The organism is Thalassotalea sediminis (assembly GCF_030295915.1).
Taxonomy (GTDB): domain Bacteria; phylum Pseudomonadota; class Gammaproteobacteria; order Enterobacterales; family Alteromonadaceae; genus Thalassotalea_C; species Thalassotalea_C sediminis.
This window is the reverse complement of sequence record NZ_AP027361.1, coordinates 2,097,406-2,119,610: the sequence shown is the minus strand read 5'-3', so window position 1 is coordinate 2,119,610 and position 22,205 is coordinate 2,097,406. Positions and strand designations below refer to the sequence as shown.

At 37.7% G+C, this 22,205-nt stretch carries 22 protein-coding genes; 10 read left to right on the top strand and 12 right to left on the bottom strand.

Annotated features, from left to right (window positions below; all coding sequences use genetic code 11):
• Positions 1-103: 103 nt before the first annotated feature.
• The 6 genes from QUE09_RS09740 to udk all read right to left on the bottom strand — a co-directional run bounded on the left by QUE09_RS09740 (position 104) and on the right by udk (position 4,743).
• Positions 104-682: a hypothetical protein gene (locus QUE09_RS09740; RefSeq protein ID WP_286232575.1), complete on the bottom strand. Its 579-nt coding sequence runs from the start codon at positions 680-682 to the stop codon at positions 104-106.
• Between the two features lie 77 nt (positions 683-759).
• Positions 760-1,416: a uracil phosphoribosyltransferase gene (gene upp / locus QUE09_RS09735; RefSeq protein ID WP_286232574.1), complete on the bottom strand. Its 657-nt coding sequence runs from the start codon at positions 1,414-1,416 to the stop codon at positions 760-762.
• A gap of 65 nt (positions 1,417-1,481) precedes the next feature.
• A complete protein-coding gene (locus QUE09_RS09730; RefSeq protein ID WP_286232573.1) occupies positions 1,482-2,057 on the bottom strand; it encodes a thymidine kinase in 576 nt (191 codons plus the stop codon).
• A 4-nt stretch (positions 2,058-2,061) separates the two neighbouring features.
• A complete protein-coding gene (gene deoC / locus QUE09_RS09725) occupies positions 2,062-2,841 on the bottom strand; it encodes a deoxyribose-phosphate aldolase (protein ID WP_286232572.1) in 780 nt (259 codons plus the stop codon).
• An 8-nt stretch (positions 2,842-2,849) separates the two neighbouring features.
• Positions 2,850-4,088 carry a NupC/NupG family nucleoside CNT transporter gene (locus tag QUE09_RS09720; RefSeq protein WP_286232571.1) on the bottom strand — a complete coding sequence of 413 codons (1,239 nt, stop codon included), beginning with the start codon at positions 4,086-4,088 and terminating at the stop codon, positions 2,850-2,852.
• Between the two features lie 16 nt (positions 4,089-4,104).
• On the bottom strand, positions 4,105-4,743 hold the full coding sequence (gene udk, locus QUE09_RS09715; RefSeq protein WP_286232570.1) for a uridine kinase: 639 nt from the start codon (positions 4,741-4,743) through the stop codon (positions 4,105-4,107).
• Positions 4,744-4,932: 189 nt separating this feature from the next.
• Here udk and QUE09_RS09710 point away from each other — a divergent pair, with 189 nt between their 5' ends.
• Both QUE09_RS09710 and QUE09_RS09705 read left to right on the top strand, forming a co-directional pair.
• On the top strand, positions 4,933-6,150 hold the full coding sequence (locus QUE09_RS09710) for a phosphopentomutase (RefSeq protein WP_286232569.1): 1,218 nt from the start codon (positions 4,933-4,935) through the stop codon (positions 6,148-6,150).
• Positions 6,151-6,280: 130 nt separating this feature from the next.
• Positions 6,281-8,521: a TonB-dependent receptor gene (locus QUE09_RS09705; protein ID WP_286232568.1), complete on the top strand. Its 2,241-nt coding sequence runs from the start codon at positions 6,281-6,283 to the stop codon at positions 8,519-8,521.
• A gap of 167 nt (positions 8,522-8,688) precedes the next feature.
• Here QUE09_RS09705 and deoD read toward each other — a convergent pair whose 3' ends face one another.
• The 3 genes from deoD to add form a co-directional block, all read right to left on the bottom strand.
• Entirely contained in the window at positions 8,689-9,393 is a 705-nt protein-coding gene (deoD, locus tag QUE09_RS09700; protein WP_286232567.1) for a purine-nucleoside phosphorylase, read from the bottom strand.
• A gap of 109 nt (positions 9,394-9,502) precedes the next feature.
• A complete protein-coding gene (locus tag QUE09_RS09695; RefSeq protein ID WP_286232566.1) occupies positions 9,503-9,673 on the bottom strand; it encodes a XapX domain-containing protein in 171 nt (56 codons plus the stop codon).
• A 3-nt stretch (positions 9,674-9,676) separates the two neighbouring features.
• On the bottom strand, positions 9,677-10,696 hold the full coding sequence (gene add, locus QUE09_RS09690; protein ID WP_286232565.1) for an adenosine deaminase: 1,020 nt from the start codon (positions 10,694-10,696) through the stop codon (positions 9,677-9,679).
• A 193-nt stretch (positions 10,697-10,889) separates the two neighbouring features.
• Here add and aroG point away from each other — a divergent pair, with 193 nt between their 5' ends.
• Positions 10,890-11,942, top strand: a complete 1,053-nt coding sequence (gene aroG / locus QUE09_RS09685) for a 3-deoxy-7-phosphoheptulonate synthase AroG (RefSeq protein WP_286232564.1) — start codon at positions 10,890-10,892, stop codon at positions 11,940-11,942.
• Positions 11,943-11,987: 45 nt separating this feature from the next.
• Here aroG and QUE09_RS09680 read toward each other — a convergent pair whose 3' ends face one another.
• Positions 11,988-14,546, bottom strand: a complete 2,559-nt coding sequence (locus QUE09_RS09680; protein WP_286232563.1) for an EAL domain-containing protein — start codon at positions 14,544-14,546, stop codon at positions 11,988-11,990.
• Positions 14,547-14,828: 282 nt separating this feature from the next.
• Between QUE09_RS09680 and QUE09_RS09675 the strand changes: the two genes are divergently transcribed.
• Complete coding sequence (locus QUE09_RS09675; protein ID WP_286232561.1) at positions 14,829-15,320, top strand: low molecular weight protein-tyrosine-phosphatase; 492 nt, start codon at positions 14,829-14,831, stop codon at positions 15,318-15,320.
• A gap of 32 nt (positions 15,321-15,352) precedes the next feature.
• Here the strand turns inward: QUE09_RS09675 and ilvN are convergent, their stop codons facing one another.
• Positions 15,353-15,850 carry an acetolactate synthase small subunit gene (gene ilvN / locus QUE09_RS09670; RefSeq protein WP_286232560.1) on the bottom strand — a complete coding sequence of 166 codons (498 nt, stop codon included), beginning with the start codon at positions 15,848-15,850 and terminating at the stop codon, positions 15,353-15,355.
• Complete coding sequence (locus QUE09_RS09665) at positions 15,850-17,574, bottom strand: acetolactate synthase 3 large subunit (protein WP_286232559.1); 1,725 nt, start codon at positions 17,572-17,574, stop codon at positions 15,850-15,852. Before QUE09_RS09665 ends, ilvN begins: the two co-directional genes overlap by 1 nt.
• A gap of 528 nt (positions 17,575-18,102) precedes the next feature.
• On the opposite strand from QUE09_RS09665, the gene QUE09_RS09660 reads away from it, so the two are divergent.
• The 6 genes from QUE09_RS09660 to QUE09_RS09635 all read left to right on the top strand — a co-directional run bounded on the left by QUE09_RS09660 (position 18,103) and on the right by QUE09_RS09635 (position 22,102).
• Positions 18,103-19,644, top strand: coding sequence for an HD domain-containing phosphohydrolase (locus QUE09_RS09660; protein ID WP_286232558.1), 1,542 nt, complete (start codon positions 18,103-18,105; stop codon positions 19,642-19,644).
• A 215-nt stretch (positions 19,645-19,859) separates the two neighbouring features.
• Positions 19,860-20,150 (top strand): hypothetical protein, encoded by a 291-nt coding sequence (locus QUE09_RS09655; protein ID WP_286232557.1) that lies wholly within the window; start codon positions 19,860-19,862, stop codon positions 20,148-20,150.
• Positions 20,151-20,239: 89 nt separating this feature from the next.
• A complete protein-coding gene (locus QUE09_RS09650; protein ID WP_286232556.1) occupies positions 20,240-20,821 on the top strand; it encodes a dienelactone hydrolase family protein in 582 nt (193 codons plus the stop codon).
• Between the two features lie 103 nt (positions 20,822-20,924).
• Positions 20,925-21,458: a DUF7010 family protein gene (locus tag QUE09_RS09645; protein ID WP_286232555.1), complete on the top strand. Its 534-nt coding sequence runs from the start codon at positions 20,925-20,927 to the stop codon at positions 21,456-21,458.
• A gap of 36 nt (positions 21,459-21,494) precedes the next feature.
• On the top strand, positions 21,495-21,713 hold the full coding sequence (locus QUE09_RS09640; protein ID WP_286232554.1) for a DUF6500 family protein: 219 nt from the start codon (positions 21,495-21,497) through the stop codon (positions 21,711-21,713).
• A 32-nt stretch (positions 21,714-21,745) separates the two neighbouring features.
• Positions 21,746-22,102 (top strand): VOC family protein, encoded by a 357-nt coding sequence (locus QUE09_RS09635; RefSeq protein WP_286232553.1) that lies wholly within the window; start codon positions 21,746-21,748, stop codon positions 22,100-22,102.
• Positions 22,103-22,205 lie beyond the last annotated feature (103 nt).

Below are 22,205 nucleotides of genomic sequence, written 5' to 3'. Positions count from 1 at the left end.
TTGAACTGCGTCAAGTTAATTTTATGAGATTAATCATTAAGTAACACTCATTATAGATTGCACAGTTTAAAACCTTGTGTGCAATCTAAATTCTCAGAATTATTCAAAATAGCTCTATATCATCATCAGACGCCGTTTTATTTGCGTTGAACTCCTGTCTAAAAAGGAGTAATGCTTGCTCAACAGGCATGCCAGAGAGTACATTGTCAAACATACGCCTCTCTTCCTCCATGGTATATTTACTTCTAATTGAGGTTTGTAATGCTTGCCATTTTACTGGTGAGTATAATGAGGAAGGATCAGCAATTAGCGTTGTTAAGTCAGCTAAACTTTGACTAACGTGATCTAAGCGTTGACTAAGTTTGTCATAAAATTGAAAAGCTACGATAGAAGACTTTACATTATCTGATGCTGTGATGGCTGAGGCCTGAATACTCTTTTTTAAATCTTCATTACTGCGGTGTGTTTGTTCGCTGTCTAATTGGGCAATAGCGGTTTGAATATCACTTAAATTAGTCGCTAAAACGGTAAAAGAGCTTGAAAGGGTACTGACCGATGCACTTCCTTCATTCATTGACTGATCTATCTGCGCAATAGCAAGGTTCAACATTAAGATTGTCTCTCTTAATTGACTCCAGTCTAAATCAGGGTTCGCAGCTGATGTTCCAGATAACGCGCTCATACTTAACTCCTTTTAACAAAGAAATTATTTAAGTATAGAGTCTTAGATTATTTTTGCAGATTCTAGGTTACACGCTCTCAGAGCGTGCCAAATATTTTGTCTCCAGCATCGCCTAAACCAGGTAAAATATAGCCTTTTTCGTTCAACTTTTCATCGCATGCAGCAACATAAATATCGACATCAGGGTGTGCTTGTTCAAGCGCCTGAATACCTTCTGGTGCGGCAACCATAAAGAGTGAAGATATACTTTTACATCCTGCCTTTTTTAGCATATTAATACAAGCAATCGCAGAACCTCCAGTTGCTAACATTGGATCAATAACAATCGCGTGGCGCTCGTCAATATCAGTAACAATATTTTCATAGTAGGCTTCAATGCCAATATGTACATGTCCTTGTTCATCAGTGGAAATATCATCGTCGTTGCGCTTGAGGCCAATAATACTTACCTTGGCACACGGTAAAATTGACAATGCACCATCAAGCATACCTAGGCCAGCTCTCAGGATTGGCACCAATGTTGGTTGTTTGTCAGCCAATAGTGGTGTATTTATATTACCAGACCAACATTGCAATGGCTTATACTGAACGGAAAGATGTTGTGTTGCTTCAACCATAAGCATGGTTGATATCTCATTGGTTAGTTCACGAAAAGATTTTGATGAAAGATTTGCCTCTCGGGCAAGAGAAACTTTGTGTTTGAGTAACGGGTGCTCACTAATGTAAACGGCCATATCGCTTCCTTATAACGCCTAAAATAGATGAATAAATATTTCGTGTCTTTTATTTATTAATGTTATTACCAAACGAGAGCTTTGAAGTGCTTACGGCAAAGCGACTCATAGCGCTCATTACCGCCAACTTCAATTTGTGCGCCCGCCGTAACGGCATGACCTTGCTCGTCACGTCGTACAACAAAGTTTGCTTTTTTCCCACAATGGCATATCGTTTTTAATTCAATCAGTTTATCTGCCCAGGCAAGTAATGCTGCACTTCCGATAAACGTGTGCCCCAAAAAATCTGTTCTTATGCCATAGGCTAATACAGGTATCTTGAGGTTATCAACAATATCTGTTAACTGCTTTACTTGTTGTTCTGTTAAAAATTGCGCTTCATCAATGAGCACACAATGTACTGGAGTATCCGTGTTAGCGTCGGATACCTGTTGGGCAATATTTGTTTCAGAAGAGAATAAACGTGCATCGGCATTAAGGCCAAGTCGAGATGAAATTTTACCTTTAGAAAATCGATCATCAATTTCAGCAGTGAAAAGCAAAGTATTCATACCTCGCTCTCGGTAATTATATGAAGATTGTAGTAAATGCGTTGATTTACCTGCATTCATCGTTGAATAGTAAAAGTAGAGTTGAGCCATAAGATTAGTAACGTTCGTTATTCGTCTGTTGAGACTTACCTTCAATAGTAGCGATTAAGTTATTTAATAAGCCACTCGCACCGAAACGAAAATGTGTTTCGTTCAGCCAAGATGCTCCTAAACTATCCATAACTAGCGTGAGGTACTTTTCGGCATCTGCTACTGTTTTTACGCCGCCTGCCGCTTTAAAACCAACATTTGGATTTAAATTTTCAATAACTTTAAGCATGATTTTAGCTGCTTCTGGTGTTGCATTTACTTGAACTTTACCTGTTGAGGTTTTAATAAAGTCAGCGCCTGCTTTTATTGATATTTCACTTGCTCGACGAATGAGATCATCGGTTTTAAGTTCACCAGATTCAATAATAACTTTTAAAGTGATATTTTTACCACAAGCGCGTTTACAAGCATGAACAAGTTCAAAACCAATGTCCTCATCGCCTGCAATCAATGCATTATACGGAAATACAACATCAACTTCGTCTGCACCTAAAGCAACTGCTTCGGCGGTTTCTTTAACGGCTTGGTTTACATCACTACCACCATGAGGAAAGTTGGTTACTGTGGCTATTTTTACTGTGTGATTATCATTAGAAAGTTTTTTAAACGCATTTTTTGCCACTTTAATGTACTGTGGGTAAATGCATATCGCTGCTGTATTACCGTGCGGTGTAATGGCTTGTTGGCAAAGTGATTCTATATCTTCGGTTGTTTCATTGCCATTTAAGCTCGTTAAGTCAACTAATGATAAAGCCAGTGAGGCGATTTGTTGCTGTTCAGTCATAATAACTCCTAAAGGCTTATAAAAACGCCTGCAATAGCTGCGCTCATAAGGTTTGCTAACGTCGCTGCAATCATTGCTTTCATGCCTAAACGCGCGATATCTGGTCGTCTTGATGGCGCCATTGAACCAATGCCGCCAAGTAAAATTGCAATAGATGATAAGTTTGCAAAACCACATAATGCGAATGTGATGATAGCTTGTGTGGTAGGCGTCAATGTTTCTTTTATTTCGACAAAATTAACGTAGGCGAAAAATTCATTTACGACAACTTTTTGGCCGATAAAGCTGCCTGCTTGTAACATTTCGTCTGCTGGCACGCCAATAACAAACGCTAAAGGTGCAAATAGATAGCCTAGTAGCCATTCTATCGACAAGTTATCCATGCCAATTAACGTCCCTAAACCACCAACAAGCATGTTGAGTAAAGCAATTAAAGCGATGAATGCGAGTAGCATCGCACCCACGTTTACGGCAAGTTTTACGCCTGAGGCCGCACCAGAAGCGGCTGCATCTATAACGTTAACGGGCTTATCTTCTTGATCTGATAGCGACAGATCACCAGAGTGAATTTTATCTGGTTGTGTTTCTGGTAGCATAATCTTAGCCATTAATAGGCCGCCAGGTGCAGCCATAAAAGAGGCTGCGATAAGATACTTTAATTCGACACCTAAGCCAGCGTATCCAGCAAGAATAGAGCCTGCAACTGAGGCAAGGCCTCCAACCATAATGGCGAAAAGTTCAGATTGTGTCATTGTAGAGATATAGGGGCGCACAACCAGAGGCGCTTCTGTTTGACCAACGAATATATTTGCTGTAGCTGAAAGTGATTCTGGTTTACTTGTACCGAGTAATTTTTGTAATCCACCACCAATTATGCGAATAACCCACTGCATAATATTAAGATGGTATAGCACAGCAATAAGTGAAGAAAAGAAAATAATAACGGGAAGCACACGAACGGCAAAGACAAAACCAACGCCGTTGCTAAACATTTCATCTGTACCTAAACCACCAAAGATAAAATTAATACCAGCTTTCGCACTATCAATAACATTTTGTACGCCATTGGTCATTGATTCAAGCACATCTTTACCAAAGGGAATATAAAGTACAAATGCACCAAGAACGAGTTGGAGTAAAAATGCAAAGCCAACTGTTCGAAAGTTAATGGCTTTTTTATGACTGCTTAAAGCATAGGCAATTGCTATTAGCAGCACTATGCCAAAGATCCCGTGTAACGGCCCCATGTAATTTCCTCTATTATTATTGTTGTATTAATTGTCTAATTTTAGCTTTGATAACTTCTATCGCCATGCGATTTTTGCCACCTTTATTGACGATGATATCTGCCCAAGATTTTGAAGGTGCTATAAATTGGTGATACATCGGTCGTACGGTTTGTTCGTATTGTTGTGTAATGGAGTCGATATCTCTATCGCGTTCTTCAATATCTCGCTTTATTCTGCGTAATAAACAAATATCTAACGGTGTATCCATGTAGATTTTTAGATCAAAGCAATCCCTTAATTGTTCATCGGCGAACAGCAGTATACCTTCTACTAAAATAATAGGAGACGCGTTAATTTCAATCGTATCAGATAAACGGGTATGCGTTTTATAGCAATATACAGGACACTTAATGTCATTGCCTTGTTGTAGCTCTTGCAACTGTGACGTAAGTAAAGAATGTTCAAATGCATTAGGGTGATCGTAATTTGTTTCGATACGCTGCGCTAAGGGAATATGATCTTGTGCCTTGTAATAGGCATCCTCTTTTATAATAGCGATCCCTTCTTTGCCAAGTTCTGGAAAAAGTTCTTGAAAAATGGTTTGTGCAAATAATGACTTCCCCGATGCTGATGCACCAGAAATGGCAATAATCGTTGGTTTATTGGTTAGCAATCTTAGCCGCCTATTAAATAAAACTTGGAAGAATAGCTGATGAATAGTCGACACATGGAAAATTTAGGTGTGTAGCATTCACTATTGCTTATTTCTTTTACTATAACTAAAGACTTAATAATGGTAAATTACCATAACTTGACTAAATGGTCATGAAAAATTCATTTTTTGATGATAATAGGTGTGAATATGGCGCGAGCAATTGTATTAGTTTTAGATAGTTTTGGAATAGGGCACGCGCCTGATGCGGATAAGTTTGGTGATATTGGTGCCAATACATTTGCACATTTAGCTGAAAAGCATTATCAAATTACGGGGAAAAAAATAAATTTACCTCATTTAACGAGCATGGGCTTAGCTGAAGCGAGTTTTGCAGCGGGTAACACAACATTTCCTATTGAACCTTATGCTGTAACAAAAGGAGCGTATGGCTACGCTGCTGAGCTTAGTAGTGGTAAAGATACGCCCAGTGGTCATTGGGAAATGACAGGTGTACCGGTATTATTCGATTGGGGATATTTTACCGATAAAGAAAATGCGTTCCCTAAAACGTTAATGGCGACAATAAACCAGAAAACCGGCTATGCTGGTATGTTGGGTAATTGCCATGCCTCCGGCACAGAGATTATTGCTAGGCTAGGTAAAGAGCATATTAAAACGGGTTTACCTATTTGTTATACCTCTGCTGATAGTGTTTTTCAGGTAGCTGCTCACGAAGAACATTTTGGTTTAGATAATTTATATGCTTATTGTGAAATGGTACGCACGTTACTTGATGACTATAACATTGGTCGTGTAATTGCTCGGCCATTTGTTGGTAACAGTGCTGAAGACTTTATTCGCACAGGTAATCGACGTGATTATTCTGTACTACCTCCTTCTCCAACAGTATTAGATAAAATGGTCAATGCAGATGGTCATGTGATCAGTGTAGGTAAGATTGCTGATATCTTCGCCCACCAAGGCATTTCGGAAAAAACTAAAGCGACAGGTATCGATGCTTTAGTAGATGCCACTATTTCTCATATTCAATCAGCCCGAACAAATAGTATCATTTTTACAAACTTAGTTAATTTTGACCAAGACTACGGTCATCGTAGAGATCCTTTAGGCTATGCACAGGCTTTAGAAGCGTTTGATAAGAGGCTCCCTGATATTATCGACGCAATGACTGATGACGACATACTCTATATGACTGCAGATCATGGCTGTGATCCGACGTGGCAAGGCTCTGATCACACGAGAGAATTTGTACCTATGATTGCATACCACCATAACATTGGTGATGTAAATTTAGGTCAACGGAATAGTTTTGCAGATCTTGGTCAAACCCTCGCTGAAATGTTTTCTCTGGAAGCATTAGACTACGGACAAAGCTTTTATCAACAATTATCAAAAAATGAATAAGCGAATTATAAAAAATTAGCTATAATTCATGGCAATAGCGACTAATAAGTGTTCTAAATACTCACGCTAGAACACTTGTCGTATTACTGATAAAAATTTATTTCAAAAATAGTCCTTGGGAGAGAACTACATGAAAATGTTCGGACAAAGCATACTTGTGCGCAGTGTGCAGTTAGCGTTGTGCACAACTGCGCTGTCGCTTTCGGCTGTAGTGGCCGCAGAAGAAAGTAACTCAGAAGAAAAAGTTACTGGCTTAGAAGTGATAGAAGTTACCTCGCGTAAAAGAATTGAGACTGTCAAAGATGTTCCTGCAACTGTGACCGCTATGTCAGCAGAAAATATTAATGATTATTTAGGCTCTGGTGAAAACATTCGTGCATTAGCTGGCAGAGTACCAAGTTTGCAGATTGAATCGTCTAATGGTCGTCAATCCCCTAGATTTTATATCCGTGGGCTAGGTAATACTGACTTTGATGTCAACGCTAACCAGCCTGTTTCTATGGTGTTAGATAACATTGTATTAGAAAATGCGGTATTGAAAAGTATTCCACTTTTTGATGTCGAGCGGGTAGAAGTTTTAAATGGTCCTCAAGGTACTGTATTTGGTCGAAATACAACGGCAGGTATTGTGAAAATTGATACCGTTGCACCTGATTTCACAAATGAAGGCTATGTTCGTGGTGGCTATGGTAGTCGCGGCACTATGTTTTTAGAAGCAGGTAAAAACTTCGAGTTATCAGATACATGGGCTGCTAGAGCATCTTTTAAACATCAAGAACGTGATGAATGGGTAGATAATATTACCACGGGCGACGAAGTTGGTGGTTATGAAGAATTTGCCTATCGTTTACAGTTTCTTTATGACAATGGCAGTGACACACGTGCACTATTGAAGTTTCATGGCTTTGATCAAGATGGTGACATGCCGCAAATTTTCTATGCAAACGCTTTTGAAGTGGGTAAATCTGGATTAAGAGACTCATTTGATGAATCTAAAATATACCATGATAGTACTTCTGGTTTTGAGCTCGATCATCAAGGCGGTAGTTTAGAAATCGAACATGACTTTGAAAATGTTACTCTAACTAGTATTACGGGCTACGATACATTAGAAAGCTGGAGTTACGCAGATATTGATGGCGGTGTTACTGACTTTTCAGGTGTACCAAATCAATTAGGTAAACAACTTTGGTTTAATGTCGCGTCAGGTGACGGCTTGTCAGATCATGAACAATTGACACAAGAATTACGTCTTTCTGGTGACAGTGATGATATCTATTATCAGGTTGGTTTATTTTACTTTAAAGAAGACTATACCGTTGATAATAAAGACCTGGATGCTGAAGGTAATACGACTAACTTTTATCAAATTGATCAACTAACAACATCATATGCCTTATTCGGTCAAGTAGAGTACAAGCCTGTTGAAGATTGGGCATTTACATTAGGCTTACGGTATACCTCTGATGACAAAGAATTGGATATACGAGAAGGGGGCACATCTAATGTTGTCTTTGAAATTGATAAAGATGACAGCTATGTAAACTGGGATTTAGCAGCTCGTTATACCATCGATAGAGATTTGACTGCTTTTGCCCGCGTTGGTAACGCTTCTCGCGGACCTGTAACCATTGGTCGTTTTGGTTTTCCAAGTGAAGCTGATACTGAAACGTTAACGTCTTATGAGGTAGGTCTTAAAGCAGATTTATTCGACGGTAATGCGCGTTGGCATATAACTGCTTATACCTATGATATTGAAGATCATCAATTAACTGCCACTGGTGGCGAAGCAAATACAAATTCACTACTCAATGCTGATAATACTTATGGCGCTGGTATTGAAACTTCATTTGAAGCCATGCTAACGGATCAATTGCGAATAAGTACAAATTTAAGTTACAACAAAACAGAAATTCAAGACAAGACCCTAAAAGCAGAGCGTTGTTCATCAACACCAACATGTACAGCATATGATGAAGTGGCTAATACGGTGGAAGGTGATTTTGGACCTGTTGTTACGGTATTTGTAGACGGTAACCCGTTACCAAGATCGCCTAAATGGTTAGCTAATATTAACATTAATTATGAGCTTCCAGTCGACTATGGTTATTACTATGTACAAACCGATTGGAATTATCGCAGCAAGTCGAATATCTTTCTTTATGAAGCCAAAGAATTTTACGCGGATGCGCGTTGGATTGGTGGTTTAAGGCTAGGTTTCAACAATGATGACGGTTTTGACGTCGCAATTGTTGGCCGTAATATTACTGACAAAATTGTTGCAGATGGTGCTGTAGATTTCCTGAACTTAACGGCTTTTGTTAATGAACCTAGGTTTTGGGGAATAGAAATTGGTTACAATTTCTATTAGGCGTAAATTAAACAGTTAAAAAAACCGGAGCATGCTCCGGTTTTTTTACACCTTTGTCAGTTCGTTCTTTTATCGATAGCTATAGTATGCGTTATTTCGAACTCAGCACTTAGCTTTACACGGTACGCGTTAAAATTTGTACGGTGTAACTAAATGCCTTTTGGGCACTATAAAATACTTTCTAGTGTCAGTTCCATCATGTCTTTAAAGGTGTTTTCTCTTTCGTCCGCCGTTGTTTGCTCACCTGTTTTGATATGATCACTAACAGTAAAAACTGCAAGCGCTTTTTTGCCGTACTCAGCTGCAACGCCATAAAGACCAGCCGCTTCCATTTCAACGGCGAGTACTCCCATATTTTCCATTGTGGTAAACATCTCTGGTTGCGGTGTGTAAAATAAATCCGCCGTAAACACATTGCCTACATGAATAGGTTTGCCTAACTTGTCTGCCGTGTTCACCACTTTTTGTAATAATGAAAAGTCAGCACTAGCAGCGAAGTCGCATTGGTTAAATCGTTGTCGGTTTACATTTGAATCTGTACTCGCCGACATACCGATAATTACGTCACGAACTTTGATGTCATCTCGAACGGCACCACAGGAGCCAATACGAATAATATTTTCAACACCATAGTCTTTATATAATTCTGTAGCATAAATTGAGATCGATGGGATCCCCATGCCTGAACCCATAACCGAAATTTCTTTGCCTTTATAGGTACCAGTGAACCCGAGCATGTTTCTAACGCGGGTTATACACTTCGCGTTTTCAAGAAAATTTTCAGCAATAAACTTTGCTCTAAGTGGATCACCGGGCATTAATACCGTTTTTGCAAAATCGCCTGGATTGGCTTCTATGTGAGGAGTTGTCATGAGATATACCTTTATATTAAAAATTTATCTCAGTAAGTTTCAAGCAAGTGTGTTAGCACTTCTATCAAGGGTGATTTACTGATTTGTTATTACGTTTTAAACACCTATTTTAGCTAAAAAATTGTTCGATGATCCAGTGGTAAAGTGAACCACCGAGATAAATACCGACAATGCCTGCTATTCCTGATAGCACCGGTGGTGCTGGAAGTGGTAGCTTGACGATTGAAAATATCAATCCTACAAGCGCACCTGCAAATAGTGCGAGTGCAATTTCTGCCATAATTTATTCCTTAGTGCGTTGGTGATTAAACATAGACTTATTTAATAACGATTGTTTTTCAGTCGTTGATAAAAAGCTCGCGTTAACACCATTTTGTTGTATTGTTGTTATTTCTTGTGTTTGCAAATTAAACAATGTATTTGCTAGTTTATATTCCGCGATTAACTCGGTATTTTCAACTGCTGGATCATCGGTATTTAATGTGACTAAAATGCCACGCTCTAAAAACATAGGTAAAGGGTGCTTTTTCAGATCTTGTATAGTGCCTGTTTGATAATTTGACGTTAAACACGACTCAATCGCAATATTGTGCGTAATAAGGTAGTCGAGAAGATTCTCGTCGTGCTGACACGCAACCCCATGGCCGATGCGTGTTGCACCTAATTGTTGTATTGCTTGCCAAATACTTTCACTTCCTGCTGCTTCACCAGCATGCACTGTTACTTGCAGGTCAGTTTGCTTTATTTTATTGAAGTGTTCAGTAAACATAGTGCCGGGATAGTTTAATTCATCACCAGCAAGATCAATGGCAACAAAATGCTTTTTACAAGCCATAATTGCATCGAGTTCTTGCATGCATATTTGTTGGCCAAATGTTCGGCTCATGATACCGATAAGGTTTACATCGACATTAAAGGCTTGTTTACCTTTATTGATACCATCTACTACAGCTTCAATCACGCCTTCTAGTGGTAGCTTGTTTGTCATCGCCATATAGTAAGGTGAAAACCTTAGTTCTGCGTAATCTATACCTGCCATTACTAAATCTTCTACATTTTCATAAGCAACTCGTTGGCAGTCTTCTAAGCTCTTAAGCACGGCAACCCCCCAATCGAGTTTCTTCAAAAAGGCAAGTAAATCTGGTTCAGATTCTTGAATTTGCACATGTGAAATAAAATTGTCATAGCTATCTTCGGGCAACGAAATATTATGTTGTTGTGCAAGTTGCCAAATAGTTTTAGGGCGGATATTGCCATCTAAGTGACGATGGAGATCTACTAACGGTAGCGTAGGGTTTATCATAAATTAGAAACTTCCTTAAGCGCTTGCTTCATTGATGTATTATTTACTATTTAATGTTCTTAATTATATCGTTTTTTTACGATTTTATGTTGGTATTGTTTAATCAACGCTGTTAAATTAGCCGGTGGGATTATTATCTAGGTGTCTAGACGTATAAAACGATAAAATATTAGTTGTAATAAAGAGAAAAATTATGTTCTACCAAACAGACGATGTGCGCATCGAAAAAATTAAAGAATTGTTACCTCCAGTGGCGTTATTGGAGCGATTTCCTGGTTCAGAAAAAGCATCTGAAACAGTGTTTAGTGGTAGAGCTGCTATCAGTAAAATATTTAATCACCAAGATGATCGATTGCTAGTAGTTATTGGTCCTTGTTCAATTCACGATCCAGAAGCTGCAGTTGAGTATGGCAAACGCTTAGTCGCATTGAGAGAGAAGTATAAAGATAATCTTGAAATCGTTATGCGCGTATATTTTGAAAAACCGCGTACAACTGTTGGTTGGAAAGGGTTAATTAATGATCCATATTTGGATAATAGCTTTAAATTAAATGATGGTTTACGTATTGGCCGTAAATTACTTGCTGATCTTAATGATTTAGGATTACCAACAGCTGGCGAGTTTTTAGATATGATCACGCCACAATACATGGCAGATTTTATGTGTTGGGGCGCGATTGGTGCTCGAACGACAGAGAGCCAAGTGCACAGAGAGTTAGCCTCTGGATTGTCTTGTCCTGTTGGTTTTAAAAATGGTACAGACGGTACCATTAAAATTGCCATCGATGCGATTGGCTCTGCTGCAGCATCTCATCATTTTTTATCGGTGACTAAATTTGGTCATTCGGCAATTGTTCAAACGACTGGAAATCCAGACTGTCACATCATCTTACGTGGTGGTAAAGCGCCAAATTATGATGCAGATAGTGTAAAACAAGTAACAGATCAACTTGAGGCTTCAAAATTAAATACCAAAATAATGATTGATTTTAGCCATGGCAATTCAAGTAAAAAATTTGAAAATCAAATGCTAGTAAGTGCAAATGTTAGTGAACAAATTGCTAATGGAAATCATAATATATTTGGTGTAATGGTAGAGAGTCACTTAGTAGAAGGTCGACAAGATCTTGTCGACGGAAAAGCTGAAGTATATGGTCAATCTATAACTGATGCGTGTATCGGTTGGCAAGACACTGAAACATTATTAGCTCAGCTTAATGATGCGGTCGCTAAACGCAGATTGTAGTTACTAAAATGTTATGGAACAATCAGTTACTGAAACTGATTGTTCTTATTTAGCGGCGGGAATATATTCACCGTCTAGTGGCTGTTTAACACGACCGTTGACTAATGATAATAGCCATTGTTCATACTCTTCTAATGACATTGGTTTTGCGTAGTAATAACCTTGACCAATATCACAACCAAATTGCCTTAGTGTTTCTTCGTCTTGCTCACTGTTTATGCCTTCCGCTACAACTTCTAAACCTAATCCTTTAGCCATCTTAACTGTGGCTTCTGCAATGACGAGTCGTTTTTTGTCTTGGTTAATGTTTTCTACAAACTCCCGATCTACTTTCAACTCCTGAAATGGTAAGTGACTGATCTGTGACATTGAGGAGTATCCTGTACCAAAGTCGTCGATACTTATGGTTATGCCAAGCTCTGTAAGTTGCTCTATCACATGCATTGCGAAGTCGTTATCAGTAAAGCTTGCTGACTCCGTAAGTTCGAAGATAATTTTGTCAGTCGCAACGTCACATGATTCAATAATTGCGAGTGTTTTTGCCAAGAAACCTTTTGAACAAATGTCTTTGCCACTAATATTTATTGATACTAAATGATTAAATCCATGGGTATCCATTAAGTATTTTTGTTGCGTTAATGCTTTTTTAATGACCCAAAAAGTGAGCTCATGTATTAAGCCCATATCTTCTGCGATAGGCACAAAAATTGATGGTGGAATAAAGCCTTCTTCAGGATGCTGCCATCTTAATAGGCATTCACTACTACATACTCTTAACGTTCTTAAGTCTACCTGCGGTTGGTGGTATAAGGCTAAAGTATCATGCTCAATTGCTTGCTTTAAATCATTAGATAGCTTGAAGAGATAGTTGGTGGTGTCGTTAGCATTGTCTGCGTATTGCGCCCATTTTTCCACACTGTTTTCTGCATTTTTTGTTGCAATGAGTGCTCTATTTAAAAGTTGATGGCTTTTATTGCCATGGCTTGGATGAGTAGATATACCGATAACAGCGCCGAGTGGTAATTGTAAATTAGTTAAGTGAAAGTTTTCAAAGACAATTTGTTGAATCGATTGTACTAATGTTTCAAGTGGTTGCTCATTGATCGTGTTATCAAGAATAAAGGCTAAACTGGTATTGTTTATTAAGCACAGTTTTTCGTTCTTATCTGTCAGTGGCACTACGGCGTCATTATAATTAAATAACGAAGAGAGTTTTTTATAGAGCCGTTTAAAAAGCGCTGTATTCATATCGTCGTTTATATATAGGGTAACTTTCTCAATATGCTCTGGTTTTATAATGATGACGCTAAAGTCACGGCTTTTGTTTAGCGCTAAGGTGTTAATAGCACCCTCAATGTTTGATTTTCTAGGAATACCACTCGATAGGTGATAGGCAATGTTTTCAATTTTATCTTGTTCATTACGTTTCATTCTTTCTGCGAGTGCAAAGGCCATAAATGAAACTTCTAAGATCATCGCAATTAAAAAAGCATTACTCGTCAAAAACGAATAATTGATAAAGTTTAATAGTACCGCGGGTTGTATCGCTGCACCAATGATTAAGGGGACCCAAGATGCTAAGTAATACTTAGCCCACGAAAAGTTAGTATTTATTTGTTTTAATAACAAGGTTAACGCTAACAGTAATACCGCGGGTTGAATTGCAAAAAATAATGTTGCTTGTTGTATTTGGTCGAGTGTTAATGAGAATACCGCAAGTACCATTAGTATCCCGCAAGAGAGCATTGTAATGCGATACCAAAGCCCTTTGCTGCGTTCATAACGTAAGAAAAAAAGTGTGAATGACAGTAAAAAGAAGACTAACAAGAAATGTAAAATGACAAGGTATTTATCAATCAACTGATTGAGTGCAATGTTAAACATGAAATAGCCAAAACCAGTAATACTCGACATGATAAAAAATGCAGAGATTAAGTAGCCGATATATAACAAATACACTTTGTCTTTGACCGCAAAGTAAAGCACGAAGTTATACAGCGCCATTAAAAGTATTACACCAATAAAAGCGCCATAGAGCAACTGTGCAAAGAGTACATGTTGTGTAAACGCTGTTTTTTGAATTAACTGTATCGGCATATTAGGGGGACCATCAGTACGTAATTGTACTAAAAATGCTTGTTTACGCTTTGTCGACATATCGATATCAATATGTGGATAGGCCTGATTAAGCAAAGATGGTACTGATATTATTTTTTCAATAGACGTTTCATTTACCATTCGATACACGTTGAATACATCAAGTAATTTATTATCGACATACAACACATATGGCTTTTGATTTTCTTGTACATTTTCAATTGATACGATAAGCCAATAGGTTTGGTCTTTTAAGGCAAATGGAATTTCTGATCCTTTCACGTGCTTAAACTGGTGAATGTTTTCACGGATTTGTTCAAATGACATTGCATTATCATTATCAATAAAGTATTGAAATTTCACATTAGTATTGTCGTTATTGTGTTCATTGGTTAAACGACTTAAATTATTACTAAACTGGTATAAAATGATGGCTAAGGTAAGCACCATAGTTAAGATAAAAACGGTACGTACTGAATACGACAGCTGGGTGATAAACTTTGTCATTAAGTTATAAATGGTTAGACGATTAACTGTTTTAACTGTAGCAAATAAATGATGACTTGGTAATAAAACAAGAAAAATAGCATATAACTTATCTACTTAGCCCTATTATTATGTTTTTGTAAAACTCATCGAGACGAAGTGCATCAAGCTATATTTTATACTCGCCAAATTGGCACATTTACGGTAGGGTATTTGGCACATTTTAAGGTAATATTTACACAAAGATAAAAGACACCTAATTCGTAGGTTTTAGGGGTTAAGTCAAAAATTGGATTGAAATAAATGACAGAGCATATCGTTTATAAGGATATAAAGCGTATTTTATTCGTTTGTATGGGCAACATATGTCGCTCGCCTACGGCAGAAGCGGTATTTCGCGATAAAGCGACTCAAAACAAATTAACAGTGAGTTTAGATTCAGCAGGAACTATTGGTTCACATGCTAGAGAAAAACCAGATCATCGCGCGCAAAAGGCGGGAAATTCCCGTGGCTATAAATTCGATAATATACGGGCGAGAAAAGTCACCGTGGAGGACTTTGCTGACTTTGATATTATTTTAGCAATGGATGAACAGAATTTACGAGATTTGAAAAAACTAGCTCCTGCTGGTTATCACGATAAAATACACTTGTTTTTGCAATACGCTGAAAACTTTGAAGATATGGAAGTACCAGATCCATATTATGGTGGCGCCAGAGGGTTTAAGTATGTTCTTGATCTTGTTGAAGATGCGAGTGATGGACTTATTAAGAAAATGAAGGCAAAAAGCTAACCACAGGCTAGCTTTTTGCTAAATAGAAAGCGTTATATTCGTAACGCTTTTTCACCGCGTGCTACACCAACTGTACCTGAGCGGGCTGATTCGATAATTTCAGTTTCATTAGCTAGGGCAGTGATAAAAGCATTCAGCTTCTTATCATTGCCTGTTAATTGAATGGTGTATACCTGCTTGCCAATATCAACAATAGCTCCTCTAAAAATATCAGTGATTCGTGTTACTTCAGTACGTGATTTGTCATTCATAGCGAGCACTTTAATTAACAATATTTCGCGCTCTACATGATCTCTATCTGTTAGATCGGTTATCTTTATTACATCTATAAGCTTATTTACTTGTTTTACTATTTGTTCCAACACCCGATCATCACCGCGTGTGGTAATTGTGATCCGAGATAAACTTTGATCTTCAGTTGGTGCAACCGTTAAACTTTCTATGTTAAACGCTCGTTGAGAAAATAAACCAACGATGCGTGACAATGAACCAGGCTCATTTTCTAATAATATTGCAAGTATACGTCGCATTATGCTTTTACTCCTTTACGTAACCACATGTCATCTACTGCTCCATGTCTAATTTGCATTGGATAAACGTGTTCTAATTCATCAACTAAAATATCTACAAACACTAAACGATCTTTTATCTCAAATGCTTCCGTTAATTTTTCATTTAACTCGGACAATTGATTAATTTGAATACCAACGTGACCATACGCTTCTGCAAGCTTTACAAAGTCTGGTAATGATTCCATATAAGACGATGAGTGACGTCCCCCGTAAATCATATCTTGCCATTGTCGTACCATACCTAGAGAACGGTTATTTAATGATACAATGACGACAGGTAATCGATATTGCAAACAAGTTGATAACTCTTGAATATTCATTTGAATTGAACCATCACCCGTAACACAAACAACATGACTTTCCGGAAAGGCGAGTTTTACGCCCATCGCTGCAGGTAAACCAAATCCCATGGTGCCAAGCCCGCCTGAATTAATCCACTGTCTTGGTTTCGCGAAAGGATAGTATTGTGCTGCAAACATTTGGTGTTGTCCTACATCAGAACAGATATAGGCTTCACCCTTTGTAATTTCGTACATCTCCTCAATTACACGCTGTGGTTTTATTTTGCCTTCATCTTGCTGATAACTAACACTATCATGTGAGCGCCATTGATTAATTTTTTGCCACCAATCATCGTTAATTTGCTGATCAGGGACAAAATTTACCGCGTCTAATTCTTCGAGTAACTGTTCTATAACGATATCAATTAATCCGACAACAGGAATATGCGCATTGATGGTTTTAGAAATAGAGGTAGGATCTATATCTACATGTACTATTTTTGCGTCAGGACAAAACTTTTTAACATTATTTGTTACTCGATCATCAAATCGTGCACCTAACGCTAATATAACATCAGCATTTGCCATGGCTTTGTTAGCCTCCAAACTACCATGCATACCTAACATACCAATAAAATTATCGTGTGTGCCAGATAAACCACCTAACCCCATAAGCGTATTAGTGCAGGGCGCATTTAACTTCTCAACTAATTTCGTTAATAACGCTGATGCATCCGCCAGTACTATACCTCCACCTGAATAAATAACTAAACGTTGTGCCTCAGTGATCGCTTTAATCGCCTTTTTAATTTGTTTAGGGTGACCTTTTTTGGTTGGGTTGTAAGAGCGCAATTTGACATCTGTTTCGATATGGAAAGAGGCTTTATTTTGCGGTACCAAAATATCTTTAGGTAGTTCCACCACCACAGGACCTGGGCGCCCTGACTGGGCTATATAGTGCGCTTTTGCGATAATATTTGGAATTTCTGATAAATTTCTACAATTAAAACTATGTTTGACGATCGGGCGTGAGCAACCAACAATATCTGTTTCTTGAAAGGCATCATCGCCGATCAGGTTAGTGGGTACTTGACCGGCTAGAACCACCATTGGTATAGAATCCATATAAGCTGTTGCAATACCTGTTACACAATTTGTTGCACCAGGGCCAGACGTGGCAAGTACATACCCAACTTCGCCTGTTGCCCTGGCAAAACCATCAGCCATGTGAGTTGCTGCTTGCTCATGTCTAACAAGTATATGTTCGACATCTTCCTGCTGAAAAATAGCATCGTAAATATCGAGTACTGAACCACCGGGGTAGCCAAATACGTATTTTACGTTAAGTGCTGATAGCGCCTTAACAACCATTTCAGCACCTGTATACGTTTGTGTCGCCATTAGATTTGCCCTTAAAGTTGTTTTCTTGAACGTATAAAAATAAAAAACCCTCGGTCTTTGCAGAGCGAGGGTTTCGTGAAACTGTATTTAATTAAACTTTACGCACGACGCTTTCCTCGCATTGGTTCTAAAACCACCACGACTGTGAGGACGACGTTGAGTAAAGTTACTAATTGCATTTGATTATTTATTAAATTTTATTCTTGTATTGCTCTTTATATTAGGGAACTCGTGTTGCTTGTCAATAGAAAAGCCAATATTAGCTGTCTTTCAAATATAATGATTTGTTATGAAAGAGTAAAAAGTAGCTATATGAGAATAATCTTGTGGTTAAATCGTTGAAACATATAGGGCAATTTAGTATTTATAAGCAGTATTAATAAAGTAAGTAATGAGTAGAGATGTCTGTTTATTTTTAGTATAAGCTAATAATATTTATAAATTTTCAATTAAAATATAAAAAATTAATCTACACTTACTTTTAAGTAAACTTGTTAGAACGTTAATGGAAGAGTTACTACGAAGACAATGTCTAAATTTATTTTTAAGGAAGAAGCACCAGAAAATTCAATCAATGAGCGCACGACAGCTAGTGACAAAGTTTGGCGTATTTTGGTTGTCGATGACGATGAATCTGTACACCAAATTACCAGGTTAGTGCTTGGTGATTCAATTATTGAAGGGCGAAACCTTGAAATCGTTTCGGCTTTTTCTGCTATAGAAGCGAGACAAGTGTTAGCAGAAGATGACGATTTTTGTATGGCGTTCGTCGATGTTGTAATGGAAACCGATCATGCGGGCTTAGAATTAGTAGAATGGATTCGCAAAGTTAAGAAAAATCAAGCGATTAGATTAATCTTGCGGACAGGACAGGCGGGTAGTGCGCCAGAAGCTAAGGTGATCAAAGAATTTGATATAAATGATTATAAAGAAAAAACTGATTTTACTGCGGGAAAAATGACAACAACGGTGTATGCGGGCATTCGCGCCTATCGCGATATTATGACCATACAACGCAGTTTAGATGCATTTAAGCAATTGATTCAATCGACGCATGACTTATTACGAATAAATCAATTTAGACCATTTGGTTCTGCTGCATTGAATCATTTATTGACCTTAATGGATGTGGAAAGCTCGGCACTATATATTGCACGAAGTCAGAGAGAGTTTGATCATCCAAGTACTAATCTCATTATTGCGTGTACGGGAAAGTACGTTGTGGAATCTGATAGTTTAGACACTTCAGAAATTGATGAATCGGTTAAGCTTTTAATACAAAAAGCGTTTGATGAGAAAAAGCATTTTTATGAGAATCAGTGCTTTGTTGGCTATTATGAAACATCTGCTAGCGCATCTTCGGTGCTATATATTGAATTCGAAGACGACGCTGAGCATTTTCGTTCTAATTTAGCCGAGTTGTTTGCTACTAATGTCGCACTTATTTTAGAAAGCTTGACCAAGCAACATGAATTAGAATCTACGCAAAAAGAACTGCTATGTATAGTTGGTGAAGCTATTGAAAGAAAGTCACAAAAAGCTAGTGCACACGTTCAACGAGTTGCAGCGATTTGTGAATTGATAGCCACAAAGTTAAACATGGAAGAAAAGTTTGTTGCGGCGATTAAAATAGCGGCACCGTTACATGATATTGGTAAAGTGGCTATCCCTGAAAAAATACTGCAAAAACCTGAACAACTTGACGAACACGAATGGCAGCTAATGAAAAGTCACACTGTCGTTGGCAGTGATCTTCTTGAACGATCTAAAGCGAAAATTTCACGTATTGGTGCTCGCATGGCGAAATACCATCATGAAAATTGGGATGGAACAGGCTATCCTGATGGCTTGGCAGGCGAAGATATCCCACTTGAAGCAAGAATTATGGCGATAGCTGATGTCTTTGATTCATTAGGTACAGATCGTGTGTATCAAAAGCAGTGGCAAAATGAGGATATACTCAACTTTTTAAAAGCTGAGCGTGGAAAGAAGTTTCAACCTGAATTGGTAGATATCTTTGTTAATTGCTTTGATGAGTTTGCTAAGATCAAACGAGATATTCCAGACTAAATATTTGTGCGGTTAAAATGGCAGGTTGATAAATATGCTTTATGGTATCATCAACCATTAAGTCTGTGATATTACACTTTCTAACGATTAAGTCATTGTAGTGGTGGTTAATCATTAGTATCTTGCTAGTGTAGTTATATTAATTGTCAGACGTGATTAATCGCTATTAGCACCTAATGCTATGATTTTTCATAAAAACTAAACAAGGAATGTGTATGCGTAATGTTATTACATTAGTTTGTATTGTTTTATTTTCTTCCAGTTGTGTTGTTGTACCGGAAGTTGCTGATGTTCCTCAGTACAAATGCGGTTTATCTACTGATCAAAAAACGTTAAAAGTTGTTAATTTGATGGCTGGAGATACGAGCTTTTACGAATGGAATGATGAATTTCTATCAATTATTAGTATGCCCACGTCAGCAATTTTGTCTGGTGTTTATGTCGCTGTAAACAACGTTTACCATATCGGCGAAAAACAAATAAAGTGTAGTGGTAAATCACTATAATGGCTGATAGTTTATTAAAGTGAGCCGTTAAATAAAACCGCACATTTATTTGCTTTATTCGATATATATTTACTAGATAGGAAATAAAATTGTCCATTCCATGTGTTATTGTTTCTGATATTTTTGGACGAACAAAGGGGCTAGAAGACTTTGCAAATCTTCTGCCATGTAAAGCAATTATCATTGATCCGTATGATGGTATCGAAATGTGTTTCAAGGATGAAAAACAAGCATATGATTACTTTGTCACTAATGTTGGTATAGATGCATATATTGATAAACTCAAGCAAACATTGTCTGATAAAAGTACTGTGAGGGTCATTGCGTTTAGTATTGGTGCTTCGGCGATGTGGGTACTATCAGAAGAATTATCTAAAACTCATGTTGATGCAGCAGTGCTTTTTTATGGCGCTCAAATTAGACATTACACTGCTATTACACCAAACATACCGTTAACGTTAATATTTCCCATTAAGGAAGTACATTTCAGTGTGTCAGATTTAATGTATCAGTTGTCGAACGTTAATAATGTCACCGTTACTCAGTTGAGCCTGTTGCATGGCTTTATGAATCCGTGCTCAGTTAATTTTGATCTTAAGGCTTCGTGTATTTACCAACAAAAACTCGCCCATTGGTGCCAACAACCAAAGAAGAAGCAACTATTTTGCTAACTGGTTAGTATTTTATCTTATTGAATCTATAGAAAATGTTGATGATACAAATAAAACTGTTAGATTAATTACTCTCAACTTTACGTTAAAAGCATAGAAATTAATGTCACTGGATACACTCAGAACAACATTTGAACAAGAGACTAATCGTTCAATATCAATGCCTTTATCTGGCGCATTTGTGTGGTTAATCGTTGCTATATTATCGACACAATTTTCTGAAAAAACTGGCTTGCTTATTTTACTTTTTGGTTCAGGAACTATTTTTCCAATTGCGCTCCTAATTGCTAAATATAGACATGAAGCCATCACATCGTCTAAAAATCCACTTGCCAAACTTATGGGCATGTGTGCATTAATGGTGAACCTTTTATGGGCTGTACATATTCCACTTTTTATCTACGCGCCTGAGTTTATCACGCTAAGTATTGGTATAGGGCTAGGACTGCATTGGGTAGTATATTCCTGGATTATTCAGCATCCTTTGGGCTTGATTCATTCAATTTTACGTACCTTGCTCATTGTTATTGTTTGGTATTTGTTTCCAGAAGATAGGTTGTTTGCTGTTGGTATAACAATTGTGCTTGTTTACATGCTAAGTATTTACCAAATGCTAACGCGTAAAATTGAACTATAGGGTGTGTAACGTCATACAAATTAAAAAGGAGTTACATTGAGAACACAAATACGTGAAAAGATTATTGCTGTATGTGACAAGAAAATAGCACAAAAAGGCGATAATGTTGGCCTTTCATTCTATGCTTTTTTTGCCAATAAAAATGGTGATCCTGAGTTGTTAATGGAGGTCGCGACCTGGTGGATCAAATTACATCAACTTGATCACTTTGAAAAAGCGAAGAAGATTAAACAAATGGTGGGAAGAGGTTTATAGGGTTCTACATTAAAACTAAAAAGGAGATTTTAATGAACAAACACGAAAAACTAAACTACGTCGAATTTGCAGCCAGTAACTTATCCGCGACTAAGCAGTTTTTCTCTGCTGTGTTTGGTTGGCAGTTTGTAGATTATGGCCCTGAATATACGGCTTTCAGTAACCAAGGCTTAGATGGTGGTTTTTATTTGGTCGATAAATGCAGTCGTATGGATACAGGTGGTGCGTTACTGGTGTTTTATAGCCAAGATATTAAAGCTACGTTAGCCAAAGTGCAGCAACATGGCGGTGAAATAAACCAACAGATTTTCGATTTTCCGGGCGGTTGTCGCTTTCACTTTATAGAACCTAGTGGCAATGAATTTGCTGTTTGGTCGGAAACAAAATGAATATGAATATAACTCGTACTCAAATGTAACGTTTATGTTGTTAAGTTGAAAAATTAAGCGCTTTAGTGGGCGCTTTTTAGTATTTAAAAGCGATTGTGTGTGT

Bases quoted from the DNA above. Each gene is read 5' to 3' on its own strand.
- QUE09_RS09740 (WP_286232575.1), bottom strand. From the start codon at position 682: ATGAGCGCGTTATCTGGAACATCAGCTGCGAACCCTGATTTAGACTGG.
- upp (WP_286232574.1), bottom strand. From the start codon at position 1,416: ATGGCCGTTTACATTAGTGAGCACCCGTTACTCAAACACAAAGTTTCT.
- QUE09_RS09730 (WP_286232573.1), bottom strand. From the start codon at position 2,057: ATGGCTCAACTCTACTTTTACTATTCAACGATGAATGCAGGTAAATCA.
- deoC (WP_286232572.1), bottom strand. From the start codon at position 2,841: ATGACTGAACAGCAACAAATCGCCTCACTGGCTTTATCATTAGTTGAC.
- QUE09_RS09720 (WP_286232571.1), bottom strand. From the start codon at position 4,088: ATGGGGCCGTTACACGGGATCTTTGGCATAGTGCTGCTAATAGCAATT.
- QUE09_RS09710 (WP_286232569.1), top strand. From the start codon at position 4,933: ATGGCGCGAGCAATTGTATTAGTTTTAGATAGTTTTGGAATAGGGCAC.
- QUE09_RS09705 (WP_286232568.1), top strand. From the start codon at position 6,281: ATGAAAATGTTCGGACAAAGCATACTTGTGCGCAGTGTGCAGTTAGCG.
- deoD (WP_286232567.1), bottom strand. From the start codon at position 9,393: ATGACAACTCCTCACATAGAAGCCAATCCAGGCGATTTTGCAAAAACG.
- QUE09_RS09695 (WP_286232566.1), bottom strand. From the start codon at position 9,673: ATGGCAGAAATTGCACTCGCACTATTTGCAGGTGCGCTTGTAGGATTG.
- add (WP_286232565.1), bottom strand. From the start codon at position 10,696: ATGATAAACCCTACGCTACCGTTAGTAGATCTCCATCGTCACTTAGAT.
- aroG (WP_286232564.1), top strand. From the start codon at position 10,890: ATGTTCTACCAAACAGACGATGTGCGCATCGAAAAAATTAAAGAATTG.
- QUE09_RS09680 (WP_286232563.1), bottom strand. From the start codon at position 14,546: ATGACAAAGTTTATCACCCAGCTGTCGTATTCAGTACGTACCGTTTTT.
- QUE09_RS09675 (WP_286232561.1), top strand. From the start codon at position 14,829: ATGACAGAGCATATCGTTTATAAGGATATAAAGCGTATTTTATTCGTT.
- ilvN (WP_286232560.1), bottom strand. From the start codon at position 15,850: ATGCGACGTATACTTGCAATATTATTAGAAAATGAGCCTGGTTCATTG.
- QUE09_RS09665 (WP_286232559.1), bottom strand. From the start codon at position 17,574: ATGGCGACACAAACGTATACAGGTGCTGAAATGGTTGTTAAGGCGCTA.
- QUE09_RS09660 (WP_286232558.1), top strand. From the start codon at position 18,103: ATGTCTAAATTTATTTTTAAGGAAGAAGCACCAGAAAATTCAATCAAT.
- QUE09_RS09655 (WP_286232557.1), top strand. From the start codon at position 19,860: ATGCGTAATGTTATTACATTAGTTTGTATTGTTTTATTTTCTTCCAGT.
- QUE09_RS09645 (WP_286232555.1), top strand. From the start codon at position 20,925: ATGTCACTGGATACACTCAGAACAACATTTGAACAAGAGACTAATCGT.
- QUE09_RS09635 (WP_286232553.1), top strand. From the start codon at position 21,746: ATGAACAAACACGAAAAACTAAACTACGTCGAATTTGCAGCCAGTAAC.